The 19322-nt window shown below is 61.5% G+C and carries 19 protein-coding genes; 2 read left to right on the top strand and 17 right to left on the bottom strand.

What is annotated here, in order from left to right; genetic code table 11:
- The 3 genes from VGP39_RS11785 to VGP39_RS11775 form a co-directional block, all read right to left on the bottom strand.
- The coding region (locus VGP39_RS11785) for a KUP/HAK/KT family potassium transporter (RefSeq protein ID WP_327568282.1) at positions 1-620 on the bottom strand (620 nt) is incomplete at its 3' end.
- A gap of 156 nt (positions 621-776) precedes the next feature.
- A complete protein-coding gene (locus VGP39_RS11780) occupies positions 777-1607 on the bottom strand; it encodes a flagellar motor protein MotB (protein WP_327568281.1) in 831 nt (276 codons plus the stop codon).
- A gap of 28 nt (positions 1608-1635) precedes the next feature.
- Positions 1636-2409: a motility protein A gene (locus VGP39_RS11775; protein ID WP_327568280.1), complete on the bottom strand. Its 774-nt coding sequence runs from the start codon at positions 2407-2409 to the stop codon at positions 1636-1638.
- A gap of 343 nt (positions 2410-2752) precedes the next feature.
- Here VGP39_RS11775 and VGP39_RS11770 point away from each other — a divergent pair, with 343 nt between their 5' ends.
- On the top strand, positions 2753-4141 hold the full coding sequence (locus VGP39_RS11770; protein ID WP_327568279.1) for a radical SAM protein: 1389 nt from the start codon (positions 2753-2755) through the stop codon (positions 4139-4141).
- Here the strand turns inward: VGP39_RS11770 and VGP39_RS11765 are convergent.
- The 11 genes from VGP39_RS11765 to VGP39_RS11715 all read right to left on the bottom strand — a co-directional run bounded on the left by VGP39_RS11765 (position 4119) and on the right by VGP39_RS11715 (position 15637).
- Entirely contained in the window at positions 4119-5201 is a 1083-nt protein-coding gene (locus tag VGP39_RS11765) for a class I SAM-dependent methyltransferase (protein WP_327568278.1), read from the bottom strand. The two genes, VGP39_RS11770 and VGP39_RS11765, sit on opposite strands and share 23 nt — an antisense overlap.
- Complete coding sequence (locus VGP39_RS11760) at positions 5108-7126, bottom strand: B12-binding domain-containing radical SAM protein (protein WP_327568277.1); 2019 nt, start codon at positions 7124-7126, stop codon at positions 5108-5110. Before VGP39_RS11760 ends, VGP39_RS11765 begins: the two co-directional genes overlap by 94 nt.
- The gene (locus tag VGP39_RS11755) at positions 7104-7985 is read right to left on the bottom strand and encodes a hypothetical protein (RefSeq protein WP_327568276.1); all 882 of its coding nucleotides are present in this window, start codon (positions 7983-7985) and stop codon (positions 7104-7106) included. Before VGP39_RS11755 ends, VGP39_RS11760 begins: the two co-directional genes overlap by 23 nt.
- Positions 7979-8902, bottom strand: a complete 924-nt coding sequence (locus VGP39_RS11750; protein ID WP_327568275.1) for a DUF692 family multinuclear iron-containing protein — start codon at positions 8900-8902, stop codon at positions 7979-7981. The genes VGP39_RS11755 and VGP39_RS11750 overlap by 7 nt, the downstream gene beginning before the upstream one ends.
- Positions 8877-9068, bottom strand: coding sequence for a hypothetical protein (locus VGP39_RS11745; RefSeq protein WP_327568274.1), 192 nt, complete (start codon positions 9066-9068; stop codon positions 8877-8879). The genes VGP39_RS11750 and VGP39_RS11745 overlap by 26 nt, the downstream gene beginning before the upstream one ends.
- 147 nt (positions 9069-9215) lie before the next feature.
- Positions 9216-10043 carry an SDR family NAD(P)-dependent oxidoreductase gene (locus VGP39_RS11740; RefSeq protein WP_327568273.1) on the bottom strand — a complete coding sequence of 276 codons (828 nt, stop codon included), beginning with the start codon at positions 10041-10043 and terminating at the stop codon, positions 9216-9218.
- Position 10044: 1 nt separating this feature from the next.
- Positions 10045-11013, bottom strand: a complete 969-nt coding sequence (locus tag VGP39_RS11735; RefSeq protein ID WP_327568272.1) for a Bug family tripartite tricarboxylate transporter substrate binding protein — start codon at positions 11011-11013, stop codon at positions 10045-10047.
- 16 nt (positions 11014-11029) lie between these two features.
- The gene (locus VGP39_RS11730) at positions 11030-11749 is read right to left on the bottom strand and encodes an RraA family protein (RefSeq protein ID WP_327568271.1); all 720 of its coding nucleotides are present in this window, start codon (positions 11747-11749) and stop codon (positions 11030-11032) included.
- 120 nt (positions 11750-11869) lie between these two features.
- Positions 11870-12748: a CDP-diacylglycerol--serine O-phosphatidyltransferase gene (pssA, locus tag VGP39_RS11725; RefSeq protein WP_327568270.1), complete on the bottom strand. Its 879-nt coding sequence runs from the start codon at positions 12746-12748 to the stop codon at positions 11870-11872.
- A 79-nt stretch (positions 12749-12827) separates the two neighbouring features.
- Positions 12828-13535 carry a phosphatidylserine decarboxylase gene (locus VGP39_RS11720; protein ID WP_327568269.1) on the bottom strand — a complete coding sequence of 236 codons (708 nt, stop codon included), beginning with the start codon at positions 13533-13535 and terminating at the stop codon, positions 12828-12830.
- A gap of 149 nt (positions 13536-13684) precedes the next feature.
- Positions 13685-15637, bottom strand: coding sequence for an ABC transporter ATP-binding protein/permease (locus VGP39_RS11715; RefSeq protein ID WP_327568268.1), 1953 nt, complete (start codon positions 15635-15637; stop codon positions 13685-13687).
- Between the two features lie 211 nt (positions 15638-15848).
- Between VGP39_RS11715 and VGP39_RS11710 the strand changes: the two genes are divergently transcribed.
- Entirely contained in the window at positions 15849-16454 is a 606-nt protein-coding gene (locus tag VGP39_RS11710; RefSeq protein ID WP_327568267.1) for a TIGR00730 family Rossman fold protein, read from the top strand.
- 223 nt (positions 16455-16677) lie between these two features.
- Here the strand turns inward: VGP39_RS11710 and VGP39_RS11705 are convergent, their stop codons facing one another.
- Genes VGP39_RS11705 through VGP39_RS11695 form a run of 3 tightly spaced genes read right to left on the bottom strand, consistent with a single transcriptional unit; the run spans position 16678 to position 19208 of the window.
- Positions 16678-17088 (bottom strand): VOC family protein, encoded by a 411-nt coding sequence (locus VGP39_RS11705; protein ID WP_327568266.1) that lies wholly within the window; start codon positions 17086-17088, stop codon positions 16678-16680.
- A 12-nt stretch (positions 17089-17100) separates the two neighbouring features.
- Entirely contained in the window at positions 17101-18699 is a 1599-nt protein-coding gene (gene cimA / locus VGP39_RS11700; protein WP_327568265.1) for a citramalate synthase, read from the bottom strand.
- On the bottom strand, positions 18696-19208 hold the full coding sequence (locus VGP39_RS11695; protein ID WP_327568285.1) for a GNAT family N-acetyltransferase: 513 nt from the start codon (positions 19206-19208) through the stop codon (positions 18696-18698). The genes cimA and VGP39_RS11695 overlap by 4 nt, the downstream gene beginning before the upstream one ends.
- Positions 19209-19322 lie beyond the last annotated feature (114 nt).

Raw genomic sequence — 19322 nt, 5'->3', positions numbered from 1 at the left:
GCGAGGACGGAAGGGTCATCGCTGATGTGGACAAGTCCCATCACGGCAAGAACGCTGAACCATATAACCATCACCGGCCCGAACGCCGTTGCGATCCAGGCGGTGCCGCTGCTCTGCACCGAGAACAGCACGACCAGGATGAACACCGTCAGCGGCACCACATAATGGTCAAGCGCCGGAGCGGCGATTTTGAGACCCTCGACGGCCGAAAGCACCGAAATCGCCGGCGTGATCATCGAGTCGCCGATGAACATCGAGGCGCCGATCACGCCGAGCGCAAGCAGCGGCCAGCTTCGCCGTCCCAATGCGCGTTGCCCCAGCGCCATCAGTGAAAGCGTTCCGCCCTCGCCATTGTTGTCCGCGCGCAGCAGCAGCAGCACATATTTGGCGGTCACGACGATGAAAAGCGCCCACAGGATCAGCGAGAGGACGCCGAGCACGATGATCCGTGTCACCGGCTCGTGCCCGGCGGCGCCCGCGACGGCCTCGCGAAACGCATACAGCGGCGACGTTCCGATGTCGCCGAACACCACACCGATGCTTCCGAGCGTCAGCGCCCAAAAACCGGTCGTGACCGGCGCCTCGACCGGCGCTTCGGTTGTTGTGTCGCTGATAGCCATGGTAGCTAGAGAACGCTCTGTCGGTTGTTTCGATCCGGGCTATCGTCGCTTAGCGAGGGCCTGTCAACCAGTCGACTATAGCACCGCCGGCAGGGCTGGGTTGCCGAGAAACATGCAGCTGGCGATAAAAACGGTAAAATGGTAAGCGAAACGGCGTTACGGCTTCAGGTTGGGCGGCAGCGGCGGATCCTCACGCATCAAGGTAATCGTCACCCTGCGGTTCGCGGCCAGTGACGGATCGTCGGGAAACAGCGGCGACGTGTCGGCCTTGCCGGACACCGCAAAGACGTGGCTGGGCGGCAGGCCCTCGCGCTCCAGGATCTGCCGCACCGCATTGGCGCGGTCGGCGGACAGGTCGAAGGCGCCGTACTCGCTGCGCGATGGCACAAAACCAGCGGCGGTGTGGCCGACGATCGAGACCCGCAGCGGCGTTGCCTTGAGCGGCGTGGCAAGTTTTCGAATCAGCAAACGCGTGCGCTCGTAGGGCACCTTCGAACCATCGGCGAACATCGAGCGGCCGTCCTGATCGACAATCTCCAGATTGAGGCCCTGACTGGTTTCCTCGAACATGATGTGCTTGGAGACTTCCGTCAGCTCCGGCATGTCCTGCAACGCCTGGCGCAGCGAGGCGGAGGCCAGTGCGAATTCACGATCGATCTTCAGGCGCGCCCCTGCGGTGCGGCTTCGCTCCTGCTGGTCCGGAGTTGGCGTATTGGATGATTCCTCCGGAGCAATGTTCGCGGTATTTTTGAGCTTCGGCCGGGTCGGCAGACCATCGGACTCGATAATTCCGGAATAGCGCACTTCGGTCGTCGTGCCGAAAGCATCGCGCATCGAGCCGGCGACAATTTTCAGCTTGTTGTTATCCATTGTGGAGAAGGCAACGAGCATCACGAAGAAGCTCATCATCAGGCCCATCAGATCGGCGAAGGTCACGAACCAGCCATGCCCCCCGCCGTGCCCATCGCCCCGTTTCTTCTTGGCCATTGCTGGTTTCCCGGATCGCCTCGGCCGTTCAGGCCGCTAGCGGCTCGCCTTCTTCCTGGCGATGTTTTTCGGGCAGATACGCCAGCAACATCTCGCGCACCAGCGTCGGGCTCTTGGAGTCCCGGATCATCAGAATGCCGTCGATGATCAGCGTGCGGTTGGTTTCCTCGTCGAGCAGCTTGCCGTGAAGCTTGTCGGCAATCGGCAGGCAGAACAGATTGGCGACCAGCGCGCCGTACAATGTCGCCAGCAAGGCCGTCGCCATGAACGGCCCGAGCTTCGACGGATCGGTCATGTTGGCGAACATCTGCACCATTCCGATCAAGGTACCGATCATGCCGAACGCCGGCGCGCAGTCTCCGATCGCGCGGTAGATTTTTCCGCCCTCGTCAAGGTGCATCAGAAAATTGTCGCGGTCGCGCTCCATGTTGTCGCGGATGAATTCGAGATCGTAGCCGTCGGCGACGTAGCGAATTCCCTTGGCCAGAAACGGCTCGTCGGTTTCGACCTTCTCGAGGCCGACCGGTCCCTGCTTGCGCGCGATTTCCGCGATGCGGGCAAGTTCGTCCACGAGGTCGCGCGCGGACAGCCGGCTCATCGTGAAAGCGAATTTGGCACCGAGCGGCAGACCGTGCAGGATCGCGCTGAGCGGAAAGCGGATCATGGTGGCAGCGATCGAACCGCCGAAGATGATGATCATCGCATGCTCTGAGATGAACATGTGCAGATCGCCGCCCATGAACACCATAATCGCCACGACAATAATGCCGGACACGAGCCCAACGCCCGTCATGATATCCATGGGGTACTCCGACACAACCGCGAACACCGGCCGCGCAGCACGGCTGGACGACCCGTTCTGAGCCGCACCCGGACCCTACGTCCGCGCCATTAAAGACCCGTTACCGAAAAAGTAATTATTACGAAAGCGTTAAGCGAAAACATCGCCGAGTACCGGGCTGAATTTGCCGGGCTTTCGAGCATCAATGGGCGCAAATTATCCGGCACCGCCGCTGCCAGCATGATCAGAAATCAACGGCAAAAAAGTTGGCCTGTCGTTCCATCCTCGCGCAACGACGCCGCGGGCTTACAGGCGAACGCGGATTTTTCGTCGAACGCCCGGGCAGATATGATAGCGTGAACCCATGGCGGCATCGCATTCGCGTCCCAGTACCAATAAGGTCCCTGCCTCCCGCCTGGCCGCGCGCGGCAAGGGATTGGCGCCGAAATGCCGGCTCGTCGTCGTCAAAGCCGCCAGCCGATGCAACCTGAATTGCTCCTATTGTTATGTCTATAATCTCGGCGATACGTCGTATCTCGCCCAGCCCGCCATCATGACGCGGCCGACGATCGATGCCCTGGTGATGCGCGTCGCCGAGCACTGTGCGCGGCATCGCCTGGCGGAATTCGCTTTCGCATTTCATGGCGGGGAGCCATTGCTCGCCCGCTCCTCGTATTTTCGTTACTTCGTCAATCGCGTGGCTGAAACCGTGCCGGCTCAAACCAGCATCGCGTATTTCATGCAGACCAACGGAGTCTTGCTGAACGCCGAATGGTGCTCGCTGCTGCGAGAATTGAATATCAAGGTCGGGATCAGCCTGGACGGGCCGAAGGAAGTCAATGACCGTGTCCGGATCGATCATTCGGCAAGAGGCTCCTATAACCGAATCCGCAGAGGCTGGGACCTCGCAGCATCAACCGGCCTGGAGCCGGGATTGCTGACAGTCATCGACGTCAGTGCCAGTCCCCGGGATGTGTTTGACCATCTCAACGAGCTGCGTCCGCGCATGGTGGATTTCCTGTTCCCGGATGCGACGCATGACAGACCTCCGCTGCAGTATTCCAGCGACGAAGCGGCGACGCCATACGCAGACTGGCTGCTGGAAATCTTTCATGTCTGGATCGCTGACGAGCGCGCGTCTTTTCGCATCCGGCTGTTCGAACGCATCATCAACGGTATCCTCGGCATCGAGGGCAAGCTCGATGCGCTCGGGCCGGGCAAGAACGAAGTGCTGGTGGTGGAGAGCGACGGGGGCATCGAACCGGTCGACGTGCTGAAAGTATGCGGCGACGGGATGACCTCGACGCCATACAATGTGCACCGCGACAGTCTCGATGACGCGCTCGAGCACCCGATGGTGCAACTCTATTACCACAGCAACGATCGGCTTTGCGATACGTGCCGGCAGTGCAGGATCAGGCAGGTTTGCGCCGGCGGATATTTGCCGCATCGCTACCGGGCCAAGGACGGTTTTGACAATCCGTCGGTCTATTGCCGCGACCTGATGCGGCTGATCACCGGAATCCAGAACTGGCTTCACGCCAGCATGCCTGACGACGTGGTCGCGCAGCTCGGGTTTATGCCGCTTTCATACGCCGAAGCGCGCGCGGCGATCGCGTCGGCCCCCGCGCCTGCTCATTCGAAAGCCGGCGGACGCCGGGCCGGCAACGCGGAAGCCGGTAGTCAACTTCCGATCTCGACCATGGCAAGGCAGGAATCTGGACCCGGATCTAAAGTTCGATCATGTGAATGAACCAGCACACGCCCTCATTCGTTGCCTTGTACGCATGGAGCAACTTGACGGCATTGCGCGAATAGATGCGGCGCCAGGCCTTCAAATCCCGGGGTGGAAGGCCCTGGGATGAGAGGAGCTGGGCCGTATCGTGGAACAGGGTGCGCTTGAAGTTCGCGCTTTGCCGCAATGCAGGGCCGAGCCTGCTGTAGTAGTCGCCAAGCAGCAGGATGCGGCCCGGGAATAGCGCCTTCAGCGCGCTGAAGAAGCCGTCGATACGGCCGTCGGATCCAAAAAGCGCATTGGCGACGCTGACTGCGCAAATTCCCTGGATGCGCTCCCGCTCGCGCCTGGTAATCGCGCGGGTCAGGTTTTCCGCATCGCCATACCGAAACTTGAGCTGCCGCCCGAGGCGGAGATGCAAAGCCCTCTTTCGGGCCACCGCGATCATGCTGGGGTTCGCATCGATTCCGATGCCGCACAGTGCCGGGCGGCGCTGCGCGAGCGTGGTCAGCAATTGCCCCCCACCGCAGCCAATATCGAGGACGAAATCCAGCCTCAGGGCTTCGAGGAAGCCGACCAGCTCCGGCGCCGGACCACCATCCGCGAACGCGGCGGCGTGCCGCACCCGGTCGACCAGGTCTTGCCCGGCCGCGGGGTTTTTCAGTATTTGCGGAAGGCTCAAAAGACAGGGACCGAAGGCGCCGACATATTGATCGAGCAGGTGCATGGAAAAGCCATCGGCCTTGCCGGCCAATGCAAATCGCCGGTTTTTGCCGCGGGCGGTCGAACGTATGATGTTGGAGCGCAGCGAGACATAGTCCAGCAGCCCGGTCAGGACAGCTTGGTCAAAACCGCGTTTTCGCGCAATCGCGCCGACCCCGCGCCCCTCGCCCAGCGCTCGCAGGACGCCCGTGCGATGCAGTTGGTCGAGAATGAGGGTGACGTAGAAGCCTTCGATGGCGTCGATCAGATCAGGTCGCTGCGTCACGGATGCGACGCGGTTTCGCGCCGGGCCGACGCCCTCCTGCTCGTCCGCTCCAGGACGCCCATCTGGCACAGAGAAGCCAGATCGTCCCATTTGGGGAACTGGGCGCGGTCGTCACTGTCCGCAATTTCCTTGCAGCATTCCCAATAGCTCTTGGGATTTTCGAACCGGGCAAGCAGGTCGGCCGTGACCTCGTCGATCCAGTACGATGAAACGGAACTGTCTTGCTCCTGATCGGCTGGTTGCGATACCACGAGCAAATGTCCTTGCGGGCCAACCGCGGAACCTTCGAGCAGCCGGTTGCCGGTCGTCCCGGAAATCGTCTCGAGCAACTGCACAACATGATGGATGTCGCGCAGAATGATTGTCCCGGGCCCGATACGAAGGGAATTGTCGCGCGGATCGCCGGAGACCGGACCCTGAAGCCGAGATCCGGCGGCTCGCTTTGTTGCGACTGCATTCATCGCCCGGACGTAGCGAAACAGCGACGTCAAATGATGGCCTCGGCCGAAACGCGCCTCCAGAAACGCCTGGATCTCGTCCGCGCCGGCGTTCGAACGCTGCGGTGACGATTGCGCATGCCAGGTCCAGGCTTCTGCCATAAACCGGCTCAACCGGCCTTCGAAGGCGCGCAGCATGTAAGCGGTGATTTCGCGGCCCAGCTCCCAGACGACGGTCCAAGCGGAGGTGATGAAAACGTGGCGCTCTCGCGTTACGACCGAAGGAAAGTAATGGTGATTCCCGAACAGGATCGGATGGTCGGATATCAAGGAGCGGTCGTCGCCCTGCAGCATGGGAAAGTTGAACTCGGACACATGCGCGTCGAATAGAAGCCTGTCGCCATACCGCGCAAGCAGGTCGGTCCCCGGCTCCGGCGTGAGCAGGTGAATCTGGGATATGTTCCTTCCGTCCGGGCGGCAGAACAGGCGGCCAGCCATATCGAGCGTCTCATCCTGGTCCTCCAGCGTCTCCTCCGGATAGCCGGTGATGAAGGACGTCGTCGTCTCAATGCCGAGCGCGCTCGTCACGTCAAGCGTTGGCTCCACCAGCCCGACGGACAGACGCTTGCGGGATATCTCCTGCATGCGGGCACTTGCCGTCTCGATGCCGAAATAGATGTTGCGGCATCCGGCATCGCGCATCAGCGTCAGCAGCTGCTCGTCGACGCAGTCCACACGCGCCGAGCAGCTCCAGGTGTAGTTTCGCGCCTTGAGCGCTTCGCAGAATTCGGCGACCTTCTTGCGGTTTACGGTGAACAGGTCGTGGTTGAGCTTGAAATCGGTATAGCCATAGTTCTGGTGCAGGAAATCCAGTTCGGCAAGCAGCCGGGGCGTCGATTTCAACCTGTACGACCGGCCGAAGAACGAGGCCGTAGAGCAGAACGTGCAGCTGAACGGACAGCCGCGGCCAGCCTCCACGCGAATTGTCTTCAACCCGAGCTGTTTCAGCGGGTAGCAATCGTAGGCAGGGACCGGAAGGCAGTCGAGATCATCGATAAGCGGACTACCGCCGTTGCACACGATGTCGCCGCGCAGGTCTCGATATGAAATGCCCGCCACGCCCGCGAGATCGCCGGTATCGATGCCGGCAAGCAGTGGGGTGATGGTATGCTCAGCCTCGTTGCGGACCACAATGTCGAACTCGGCAAAGCGCGTGAGTATCTCCTCGTGCAGGATCGTGGCATGAGGACCGCCGAGCAGGATCGGCAGCTCCGGCTCAAGATGCTTGAGATGACGGGCGATCTTGACGACGCAGTGAAAATTGCAGCCGAGTGCCGTAAATCCGACGGCCTGCGGCGTCGTTCGAAGGATATTGTGCGCAACGTTCTCGTAGAGTGAGCCGTCCAGCGTCACCCGGCCCTGGAACACTTCCCACTTTGGATCGTAAATGGTCGGTTGATGGCCGCCTTCGCCCACCATGGCGGCGAGCGACATCAACCCCAGATGCGGCTGCAGATCGTCCTTTCGAACGCTGTACGAACTCTCGTAGAGCAGATTATCGACGAGGGTGAGACGCATCGATACGTTTTCCGTTTACGAATTCGCAAAGCGCAGATTTAGCGGCGGCAGCATGAAACCCAATGAAGTCCCGCTCGGCCAGTTCGCCGAAGAACTGCTTAAGGTCACCCAAGCCGATCTGGTCCAGCCCGCGCCCAGCGAGTTGCTCCGCGATGCCTTCCAGCGTGCTGCGCCCATCGACCATGGAAAACAGCATCGCAGTCAACTCGTCGATCTCGAAGAACTCCACCGTCTCGCCGTGTTCCGGACGCCAATAGGCCAGGGTTTGTTCGCGTTCCGCGAGATCTTGACCCGGATCAAACGTCTTGGCCATTAGCGCGGCGCAGGCTCTGGACAGGTCGGTGTCGTAGAATTTCAGCTCCATGCGGCCACGCCATACAATGGCGCCATCGGCCGGCTCCGGCTGCGGCACCGGTCCGCCGGAATGCATGCGCCATATCGTCAGCTCGTGCGTCAGCAGGTCGGCTACGGCCGCGCTTGCAGGATTTGTACATTGCTCGAGATACCGACGCAGGTGCTCTGTCATGACCTGCACTTGCCGGGCCACCGGTAGCGGCCCGTCGGCGCGAATTGCCAGATAGGACGCGGCGTATGACCGGTAGAAAGCGAGTTCCTGGCCGACCGCGGGAAGCATCCGGAACACCAGTGGAAGAATATTGCGCACGCCGTTGTGCTTGACCTTGACGATAAACGCCTGGAACAACGCGATCCGCCCCAGATCGGATTCGTCGAACAATCGCGGGGTGGCGTGATCGAGGCCGGCAGGATCATCCAGGGCTGTTGACAAGAAACTCGGATCGACCAGACACCGCGCTACAAACGCCTGAACGCGGTCCGGGGCCGACGTCATGTTCAGCACGAGTGCACTTCCGTGAGGTCGCGAACGCGTTCAAGGTCGCGGTGGAGTATATCGAGCGGAAAATCGTGATCCCAATTGTATTCGAGGGTAATTGCCCTGGGTTTTGCCTCCCGCAATAATCGTTCGAGCAGCGCAAACACGGCAGGCGGGGCGCCGCCGCTGTGGTCGTCCCAGGTCACTCCGGATTGCACGGACATCCCTGAAAGGTGCACCTCCACCACACGGTCGAGCGGCAGACTGTCCAGCAGAGCGTGCGGATCGAGTTGAATATTGGCGCTTGTGATTGCCAAATGCGAGAGATCGAGCAGCAGCAACACCGAGTCGGATCTGGCGCAAAGCTCCTGAATGAATTCGGACTGCGACATCGTGCTGCCGGGCATCTGGAAATACATCGGACCGTTTTCCAGAAGCACCGGGAGGCCCAGTTGTTGCCGCCAATCGAGCGTGTTGCCAAGCACGCGCTCGAGAATCGGATCGCTCAATTGAGGACTTACCGTGTATCCGACATTGAACGGCATTGCGGAAGGGCCGTCCGCATCGGTACCGGCGAGCAGAGCGGGATGTTCCGCGACCTCACGCCAGATGCCGTCGGCCCGCACATAGGCAAGGTGTTCGCCGAGCCACGGTGTGCCGGTTTGATCGATGCACTCGAGAAGACGCTCGACCAGCGCTGGCGGCGGCGGCAGGTTTCCGGCGATGGACAGACTGGCGCAATGCAGCAGCAGCGGCACCTTGTCCCGCAACTTGATGGCTTCAGGAGTGTGTATCAATTGCTCGAACGGAATCTCGACGAAATCTATCCGTTCGGTCCCCTCCGCGACCACCTTTTCCGCAAAGGCGCTGTAGGACAGGCCAATCGCCGTTCTTGCACCAAAGACGCGCTCGGGAAGTTCAGTCGATCTTCTGAGCGAACCCATCAGGTTTAGCATTGGTTTTGCCCAATGAGATCATGGATATCGTGACTTTTCCGCGGCGTTCGATGCAGCTCGCAATTCGTTTTTTCGTGTCGTCGTCGAGCACAGAGAATTCAAAAGTAACTTTCGATCTGGAAGGCTTGGTAACTGACTTCGATTTGCGAGCCATGACAACCTCCGATTCACCAGGTGAATTCAACCACAATGCGGCTGATAATCGAGTAACTCGGATAAATTGTCAACGTAAGCAGCCAATGAACCGCGGCATTTCCGGCGGCGGGGCATGCGGGCCTGCTCCGCAGCCGCGTGTTTCCGATCATGCATTGGGTAAGCCGGTCAATTCAAGGCTGAGCGCGCGCAATTCCTGGCGGGCGGCATCATCGTAAGCCTGGGGATTGGCTTGCGCCTCTCGCATGCCATTGAAGAACAGCCCGGTCTTGTCGGCCACGTCGTCACCAACAGCCAGATGCAGAATCGCATCGCCGCCCTGCTCGACGGTACTGATCGGCGTAATGCCGCTTTCGCGCACCATGGTCGTGTTCATGTAGGTAGCCGGATGCAGCGAATTCACCGTCACGCCCGATCCGTTCAGTTCGCCGGCGAGATCGATGGTAAACATGATCTGAGCAAGCTTGCTCTGCGCGTAGGCGCGGGAGCCGGAATAGCCTTTGGTCAGCATCACATCGTCGAAATCAATGGGATGTTGTCCGAGTGAGGCGACGTTGACGATGCGCGACGGCGCGCTCGCCTTTAACAATGGAAGCAGCAGATGCGCGAGCAGGAAGCCGGAAAGATAATTGACGGCGAATCGCAGTTCGTAACCATCCGCACTCTCCCGCCGCTCGGTGCCCTGCGTTCGTGACCCAATCCCGGCATTGCTGATGAAGATATCGAGCCGGTTGTGGTCGGCCAGCACGGCGTCGGCAAGCTGCCGCGCGCCGGCCAGCGACGACAAATCCGCCTGATAGAAGATCGCTTCGCCATGCCCTCGCCGCCGGATATCATCGGCGAGGGATTTGGCCCGCTCGCGGTCACGGCCGTGGATCAGCACCTTGGCACCGGCTGATGCAAGTTGCGCGGCGACATAGCGGCCGACGCCGTCGGTCGAGCCGGTGACCAGAACGGTTTTGCCGTTCACCTCCACGTTACTGCGCCTGGGCGCCGATGCCGGCGGCCTTGATGATCGGCCACCATTTGTCGATCTCAGTTTTCTGGAACGCGGCCAACCCTTCCGGCGTCTGTTGCGCGCGTGGCGCGACGTCGAGTCCCAATTCCTCAAACCGTTTCTGCAATGCCGGATCGGCCAACGCTTCGACGGTGGCGGCATTGAGCTTGGCGATGACGTCCTTCGGCGTCCCCTTCGGTGCCCAGAAGCCGAACCAGCCCGACATATAAAGTCCGGGCACCCCGGTTTCGTCGGCCGTGGGAATGTCCGGCATCGAGGCCGAGCGCTGCGGCGACAGGTTGGCGAGCGCCTTGATTTTGCCGGCGCGGACTTGCGGCAGCGCGACCGCGCCCTGCACGACGAGCAAGTCCACCGTGCCGGAGATGAGGTCCGTCATGGCCGGGCCCGCGCCGCGATAGGGAATGAACTGCACCTTTTGCCCGGTAAGATTCTCGAACAGCACGCCGCTGACATTCGCCGCGGCGTTCTGGTTGACGAAATTGATCTTGCCCGGATTCGCCTTCATCCAGCTCACAAGTTCGGCAAGATTGCCGGCGGGAAGGTCTTTCCTAGCAACCAGCAGCTGGGGATTGTTGGAAATCAGGCCGATCGGCTCGAAGTCCTTTTCGAGATCGTAATCGAGCTTGTAGATGATGCTGCCGACATGGGTATCCCATTGGCCGATGTCGAACGTGTAGCCGTCCGGCGCCGAGCGCGCGACGCGCCCGACCGCGATGCTGCCGCCGGCGCCGCCGACGTTTTCGATCACGATAGGTTGCCCGAGCGAGACGCGCATACGCTCCGCCATGATGCGCGCGGCGGTGTCGGTCGATCCGCCCGGCGGGAACGGAACCACCAGCGTGATGGAACGCGACGGATAGGTCTGCGCTTGCACGCCGACGATGCTGGCCAAAAATGTCAGCGCCAAAGCAACCAGTAATTTTCTCATGACTATCCCCAAATCGTCAGTGAATTTCCGCCGAGCGGGCTAATGCTTCCTTCAGCTTCTCCAGCGAAAACGATTTGCTGCGGGCGATCTCCAGAATCGGCGTCTCGCGGCGGCCGCAGAGTTCAGCGGCGTCTGGCAGTTTCGCGGCCACGTCGAGCGGAATGACGATGGCGCCGTGGCGGTCGGCATGAATGAGATCACCTGATTTTACCGTCATCCCCGCCACGCGAACTTCGCCGCCAAAGCTGTCGGCGTGAACATAGGCGTGGGAGGGCCCGATCACGCCGGCCAGCGCCTGGAAGCCAGGGGCCCACTGCGGGATGTCGCGGATCGAGCCGTCGGTGATGACGCCAAGGCATCCCAGCGCTTTATGGACGTTGCTTTGGACCTCGCCCCAGAACGCGCCGAATCCGGCATCGGCGCCGTCGATATCCTGAATCACGCTGATGCGCGGACCGGGCCCTGTGCCGACATATTCGTAGTAGGCGATCCGACGCGCCTGCTGCTCGGCCACCGGCAGACTGGACGCCGCCGTGGCGCGAATCGTCACCGTGCGCGCATAGCCGACGATCGGCGGCAAATCGGGGAACGGGCACACCAGCGGCCTCGTGGTATAGCCGATCAGGCGGCGGTGGGGCGCCACGATTTCCATCGCATTGCAGATGGTCGGCGTGTCGTAACGCGCCAGCGCGTCGAGCACGGATGCGGGCAGCGGCGCGGTCGCGGGATTGGTCACGGCGTTCTCTCCTGATTTTTTTTAGAAGTGCATTATCTGCCCTATACCCGACATTGGGATCAAACCCAACTCGATGGTCACCTCATCGCAGATATTTCGAGGCAGCCCGGCGAAAGTCGATCAATTCAACCGGGTCGGACGGTCGTCCTGTTCCGTTTCAGGCGTGGCTTGCGCAAACGGCGGCGCCGGATCCGCATCGGCAGCGTCCACTGCAGTTGAAGCCTGGGCCGCGGCCGCACGTTCATGGTTGCGATAGGACCGCCATCCGGCGGGCAGACTTAGCAGATACAGCACGGTGCAGGCGGAAAGGATATGCCAGGGATAGCCGATCAGCAGCGCGATGAAGAAAACCACCGCGACGAACACCGGCAGCACCATCTCCGGGGGCACCCGCATGCGGACCGTCTTGCCGGAAAACACCGGCAGCCGCGAAACCATGAGAATCGCGATGAGAAGCGTATAGAGCAGGGTCAGCGCGGCCGGCGGCGCCGGCATGCCCAGGAACGCCAGATAGATCGGCAACAGCACGGTGATCGCGCCGGCGGGCGCGGGAACACCGGTGAAGAAATTGGCGGCAAATGCCGGCTTGTTCGGGTCATCCATGGTCGCGTTGAAGCGCGCCAGCCGCAGGCCGCCGCTGATGGCGAAAATCATCGAGGCGATCCAGCCGACATTGCTGAGATCGTGCAATTGCCAGAAGTACAGGATCAGCCCCGGCGCCACGCCGAAATTGACGAAGTCCGCGAGGCTGTCGAGTTCGGCCCCGAATTTCGACTGCCCCTTGATCATGCGCGCCACGCGGCCGTCGAGGCCGTCAAGCACCGCGGCGAATACGATGGCGGCCACCGCCAGTTCCATCCGTCCTTCCGTGGATAAACGGATCGCCGTCAGCCCCGCGCAGATCGCAAGCAGCGTAATGACGTTCGGTACCAGCATTCGCACCGGGATCGGGCGAAACCGGCGCCGGCGCATTTCCGGAAAATTGGGATCGACGGGCATCTGCATGTCCCTCATATAGCAAGGGGCGGCTCACTCCGCCATTGCGGCCGTCCGCGTCAGGGTTTCGCAGCCGAAATGGTTAATCGGCGCGCCAGGTGCGGCCGCCGTCACCAAGCTTGAAATCAGCCAATACGGTTTCCCCGGCCACCGCGGTCTGGCCCGCGGAAACCAGCGATTTGGTGCCTTCGGGAAGGAACACGTCGAGGCGTGAGCCGAAGCGGATCAATCCGAACCGCTCGCCCGCGCCGATGGTCTGCCCTTCCCGCACGAACGACACGATGCGCCGCGCCACCAGGCCGGCGATCTGGATGACGCCGATAAGTCCGTTCGGCGTCGAGATCACCAGCGAGTTGCGCTCGTTGTCCTCGCTTGCCTTGTCCAGATCGGCGTTGATGAAGGTGCCCGGCCGATACGCGATACGGTCGATCCGTCCCGTCACCGGACTGCGGTTCACGTGGCAATTGAACACGCTCATGAATATCGAAATGCGCGGCAGTGGCTTGTCGCCGAGGCCGAGTTCGGCCGGAGGCATCACCTCGGACACCATCGACACTCGTCCGTCGGCGGGCGCTACCACCAAGCCATCGCGCACCGGCGTCATCCGCACCGGATCGCGGAAAAACAGCGCGCACCACACCGTCAGCAGCGTGCCGATCCAGCCGAGCGGCGTCCAGATCCAGAACAAAATCAGGCTCGCCAGCGCAAAGCCGCCGATGAACGGATAGCCCTCCGGATGAATCGGCGGAATTTGCGCGCGGATGGAGTTGGTGATGGACATGAAATTCACTGATCTTTCCTTCCCTCTCCCCCTGCGGAAGAAGGGGTAGCCCGTGACGCTTTTAGGTCGAAGCGGCTCGCGTCACCTCTCCCCTGCGGGGAGAGGTGAGTTGAGCGTCGCGGCGACTCGACTTAAACCCCTCATGCTCTAGCCCTCAATCATTCCGCCGCGGCCGGGGTCACCAGCGGATCATCGACCGGCGGCGGCACTCGGTTCGGCGCTTCGTTCTCGTCTGCCATCAGCGCCAGCCTCTCCCGTGCTTCCTGCGCCTCACGCTGCCGGTTCCACATACTGGCATAAAGTCCGCCTGCCGCCAAAAGCTGACCATGGTTGCCACGCTCGGCGATGCGGCCCTGATCCAGCACGATAATTTCGTCCGCGCCCACGATGGTCGACAGCCGGTGCGCGATCACCAGCGAGGTGCGGTTGCGCGACACCTTTTCCAGCGCATCCTGGATTTCCTGCTCGGTGTGGCTGTCGAGCGCCGAGGTCGCCTCGTCCAATAGCAGGATCGGCGGGCCTTTCAGAACCGTGCGCGCGATCGCGACGCGCTGCTTCTCGCCGCCGGATAATTTCAGGCCGCGCTCGCCCACCTCGGTCTCGTAACCCTTCGGTGACATTTTGATAAAATCGTCGATCTGCGCCATCTGCGCCGCCGCTTCGACCTCGGCATCGGTGGCGTCCCAGCGGCCATAGCGGATGTTGTAACGGATGGTGTCGTTGAACAGCACGGTGTCCTGCGGCACCATGCCGATCGACGCGCGCAAGGACGCCTGAGTGACGGTGCGGATGTCCTGGCCGTCGATCAGTATCTGGCCGCCGGAGACGTCATAAAGCCGGAACAGCAGCCGCGAGATGGTCGACTTGCCGGCGCCGGACGGGCCGACAATGGCGACGGTCTTGCCGGCGGGTACCTCGAAGCTGAGACCTTTCAGGATCTGGCGTTCCGGATCGTAGGAGAACCGCACATCGTCGAACCGAATATTGCCTGTGGTCACGATCAGCGGCTTGGCGCCGGCAATGTCCTTCACTTCCGGATTACGTGACAGAACGGCGAACATTTTCTCGATGTCGATGATGGCCTGCTTGATCTCGCGGTAGACCATGCCCATGAAATTCAGCGGCTGGTACAGCTGGATCATCATGGCATTGACCATGACGAAATCGCCGACGGTATTCTTGCCGCTGCGGACGCCGATGGCGCACATCAGCATGGTCGCGGTAAGCCCCGCCGTAAAGATGATCGCCTGTCCGGTATTGAGCAGCGCCAGCGAGGTATAGGTCTTCACGCTGGCACGCTCATAGCGCTCCATCGAGCGGTCGTAGCGGGTGGCCTCGCGCTGCTCGGCGCTGAAATATTTGACGGTTTCGTAGTTCAGCAGCGAATCGATCGCCTTGGTATTCGCCTCGGTATCGGAATCGTTCATCTTGCGGCGAATCTCGATCCGCCATTCGGTCGCGACATAGGTGTAGTACATGTACACGACCACGGTGATCGCGGTCGCCAGCACATAGCGCCAGTCGAACTGCCACAGCAGCACGCCCATGATCAGCGTGACCTCCACGATGGTCGGCACCAGTTGCAGGATCACCATCCGCACGATGACCTCGATGCCGAGGCGGCCGCGCTCCAGCACGCGCGTCAGGCCGCCGGTCTTGCGCTCCAAGTGAAAGCGCAGCGACAGTTCGTGCATGTGAACGAAGGTAAGATATGCGAGTTTTCGCACCGCATGCATGGCGACCTTGGCGAAGATGCCGTCGCGCCATTGCGTCAGCACCGCCATCAGCACGCGCACCGCGCCGTAGCTTGAGGTCATGATCAGCGGCGAGGCGATCAGCCACAGCGCCCAATTCGACGATTGCACTGGAGCGGTGTCGGCGCCGGTCAGTGCGTCGATCGCCCATTTGAAGGTGAACGGCACCGACAGCGTCGCCAGCTTGGCGACCAGCAGCAGCACCATCGACCATACGACGCGCATCTTGAGATCGACGCGATCGCCCGGCCAGATATAGGGCCACAGATGAACAAGCGTCCCGATCAGCGTCGCCCGTTGTGCGGAATTGTCCGGAACCCGGGCGTCGGCGTCCGGGGACGAAGCGGTATCAGCCATCAAGCCTGCCCAAACCACGCGCCGACCTGCGCTGGCAATTGTTTCTTGATCATGTCCATATTCTTGCCGTCATATAGAGCGTTTGGACGCCGCATGCACCCTTCCGCACCGATTCTTTTTTCATTTGCGGACGTTTCCGGGATAGAATCGCGCGTACGGTGCGAGCCCCGAAAGGCTTGACGCCTTCATTTCGCAGTGCGACATCGCCCTTATGAACACCATCAAAACCGTCTGTGTCTATTGCGGCTCCGGCCCCGGCACAAATCCCCGTTTCATCGAAGCTGCAACGGCCTTCGGCAAGGCGCTCGCCGAAAACGGCGTCGGCCTCGTCTATGGCGGCGGCTCGATCGGCCTGATGGGCGCCGTGGCCAAATCGACGCTCGATCACGGCGGAACCGTCACCGGTATCATTCCGGATTTTCTCACCAAACGCGAGAATGCGCTCGGCGGCGCGCAGGAACTGATCGTCACGAACGACATGCATGAGCGCAAGCGGCTGATGTTCGAACGCTCGGATGCGTTTGTCGCGCTGCCCGGCGGCATCGGCACGCTCGAGGAACTGGTCGAGCAGTTGACATGGCAGCAACTCGGCCGTCATAGCAAGCCTATCCTGATCGCCGACATCGACGGTTTTTGGGAACCGCTATTAGCGCTGCTCACGCATATGCGCGCGACGCAGTTCATCCGGCCGAGCTTGAACGTCGATATTCTCAGGGCAGAGCGGGTCGAGGATATCCTGCCGCGGCTCCGCGCCGCAGCAGCACGCGCTCCGGAAGACAGCAAAGAGATGGTGCCCGAAGTGGCACGCCGGCTGTAGAGCACGATGGTTTTAAGTCGAATCGCCGCGACGCTCATCTCACCTCTCCCCGCAGGGGAGAGGTCGAAGCCGGAGCGTAGCGCAGGCTTCGGGTGAGGGGTCTCTCCGCACGTTCGTACTTGCGGACAAGCCCCTCACCCGGATCGCATCTGACGACGCGATCCGACCTCTCCCCTGCGGGGAGAGGTGAACCTGAGCATCGTGGCGATTCGACTTAAAACCATCATGCTTTAGCTCTAGTTCCCATCACGTTTGAATCGTCGCTCGGGAACGTCACCGCTTCGATCCGGTTGCCATCGTGATCGATGATAAACGCCGCGTAATAGCGCACCCGATCGTGCGGGCGCAGGCCCGGCGCACCGTCGGACCGGCCGCCCGCATTCAGCGCTGCGGCGTGAAAGGCATCAACCTCGCCGCTGGATTTCGCCCGAAGACAGATATGGACCCCGCTATCGCGTTGCACCGGCGTCAAATCGGCACGAAGGTTGATCCAGAATTCGGGATAGCTCCTACCGAAACCGACCGTCGCGAGCCGCGTTACCAGCCGCGACAGGCCGAGCGGCGTAAGCGTCCGTTCATAAAATCGCGCCGCGCGTTGCAGATCGCTGACGCCGACGGAGACATGATCGATCATGGAAGCGCTCCGTCACGCCGGCGCGTTTGATTTCACCAGCTTGTAGACCACCGAATCCATCAGCGCCTGAAACGAGGCATCGATGATATTGGGCGAGACGCCGATGGTGGTCCAGCGCTCGCCGGTCTCGTCCTCGCTCTCGATCAGCACCCGCGTCACAGCTTCCGTGCCGCCATTGAGGATACGCACGCGATAGTCGATCAGCTTCAGGCCTTCGATGTATGTCTGGTATTTGCCGAGGTCCTTGCGCAGCGCGACGTCGAGCGCATTGACCGGGCCGTTGCCTTCCGCCGCAGAGATGAGCGTCTCGCCCGCGACATCCACCTTCACCACCGCCATCGCCACGGTGATGCGCCGGCCGTTGGCATTGTAGCGCTGCTCGACATTGACATCGAATTGCTCGACCCGGAAATATTCCGGCACCCGCCCCAGCGTGCGCCGCGCCAGCAGATCGAACGAAGCGCTGGCATTTTCATAGGCGTAGCCCGCGGCCTCGCGCTCCTTCATCTCGTCGACCAGCCGAACCAGCTTTGGGTCGTTCTTGTCATAAGGAATGCCGGCGCGCTCCAGTTCGGCAATGACGTTCGAGCGCCCGGCCTGGTCGGATACCAGCACCTTGCGATGATTGCCGATCGCCTCGGGCGATACATGCTCGTAGCTCTGCGGATCCTTCAGCATGGCCGAGGCATGAATTCCAGCCTTGGTCACGAACGCGCTTTCGCCGACATAGGGCGCATGGCGGTTCGGGGCGCGGTTGAGCATGTCGTCCAGGGTCCGCGATACCCGCATCAGCGTTGCGAGCTTGTCCTGCGAGACGCCGATGTCGAACGCGTCGGCGTATTCGCTCTTCAATCGCAGGGTCGGTATCAGCGAACACAAATTGGCGTTGCCGCAGCGCTCGCCGAGACCGTTCAGCGTGCCCTGGATCTGCCGCACGCCTGCGCGAACCGCGGCGAGCGAATTGGCGACGGCCTGCTCGGTGTCATTATGGGCGTGGATGCCGAGGTGATCGCCCGGAATATGTTTTGCCACCTCGCCGACGATTGCTTCGACCTCGTTCGGCATGGTGCCGCCATTGGTGTCGCACAGCACCACCCAGCGCGCGCCGGAGTCATACGCCGTCTTGGCGCAGGCCAGCGCGAACTGTGCATCCTCCTTGTAGCCGTCGAAGAAATGCTCGCAATCCAGCATGACCTCACGGCCCGCGGCTTTGGCGACCCGGACGCTGTCGCGGATCGAAGCAAGGTTTTCCTCGTTGGTCGTCTCCAGCGCGACCCGTACCTGATACGCCGAGGATTTTGCGACAAAGCAGATGGCGTCGGCCTTGGCTTCCAGCAACCCTGCGACACCGGGATCGTTCGAGACCGAGCGGCCGGGACGGCGCGTCATGCCGAACGCAGTGAAAATGGCGTGGTCGAGCTGCGGCTTCTTTGAAAAGAATTCGGTATCGGTCGGATTGGCGCCGGGATAGCCGCCCTCGACATAGTCGATGCCGAGATCGTCCAGCATCTCCGCGATCAGCCGCTTGTCATGCAGGGTAAAATCGACGCCGTTGGTCTGCGCGCCGTCGCGCAGCGTGGTGTCGAACAGATACAGGCGCTCGCGGCTCATTGGGTCGCCCCCTTCGGCGCATCGCTTGCCAGCGTCTTTTGCATCGTGGTGTTGGCGAGCCATTCGCCGTTGACCGTCACCGTATTGCGCTGTTTTGCGACATAGCCCCGCTTTAAGAAAAACTGCTCCGCATTATCGCTGGCATCGACGGTCAGGCTTTTCGCACCCCGGCCGCCGGCAAGTTTTTCCAGCGCATCGCTCAGCAACGACGCGACGCCCTGCCCTGCGGCGCCGGGGTGGACATAGAGCATGTCGATATGATCGGCGCCCTTCAGCGCGGCAAAACCGACCGGCGAATTCTGCAGCGTCGCGACCAGCGTCAGCTCTGAGGCCAGACGCTTGCCGAATTGATCCTCGTCATCGGCCGCGCTGGTCCACGCTTCCCGCTGCGCCTCGCTGTAGTCGTCGACCGTCAATTCCTCGATCGCAGCGATAAAAATCGCAGCCAATATCGGCACGTCCCCCGCAAGGAACGGCCGTAGCGCCGGTTTGGGCAAGGTCTGGGCCATCACGCCATAACGCCCCATACAAGTTTCAGCGCGAGGATGATTGCGCCGATGATCAGCGCCCACTTGATGAAGATGTAATAGCGCCAGTGCTTCGGGAACGGCGTGTCGGGCTTG

It is taken from the genome of Bradyrhizobium sp., assembly GCF_036009065.1.
In the GTDB taxonomy this organism is placed as follows: Bacteria; Pseudomonadota; Alphaproteobacteria; order Rhizobiales; family Xanthobacteraceae; genus Bradyrhizobium.
Note: the sequence above shows the minus strand (reverse complement) of the source record. Positions and strands in the feature narration are given on the sequence as shown.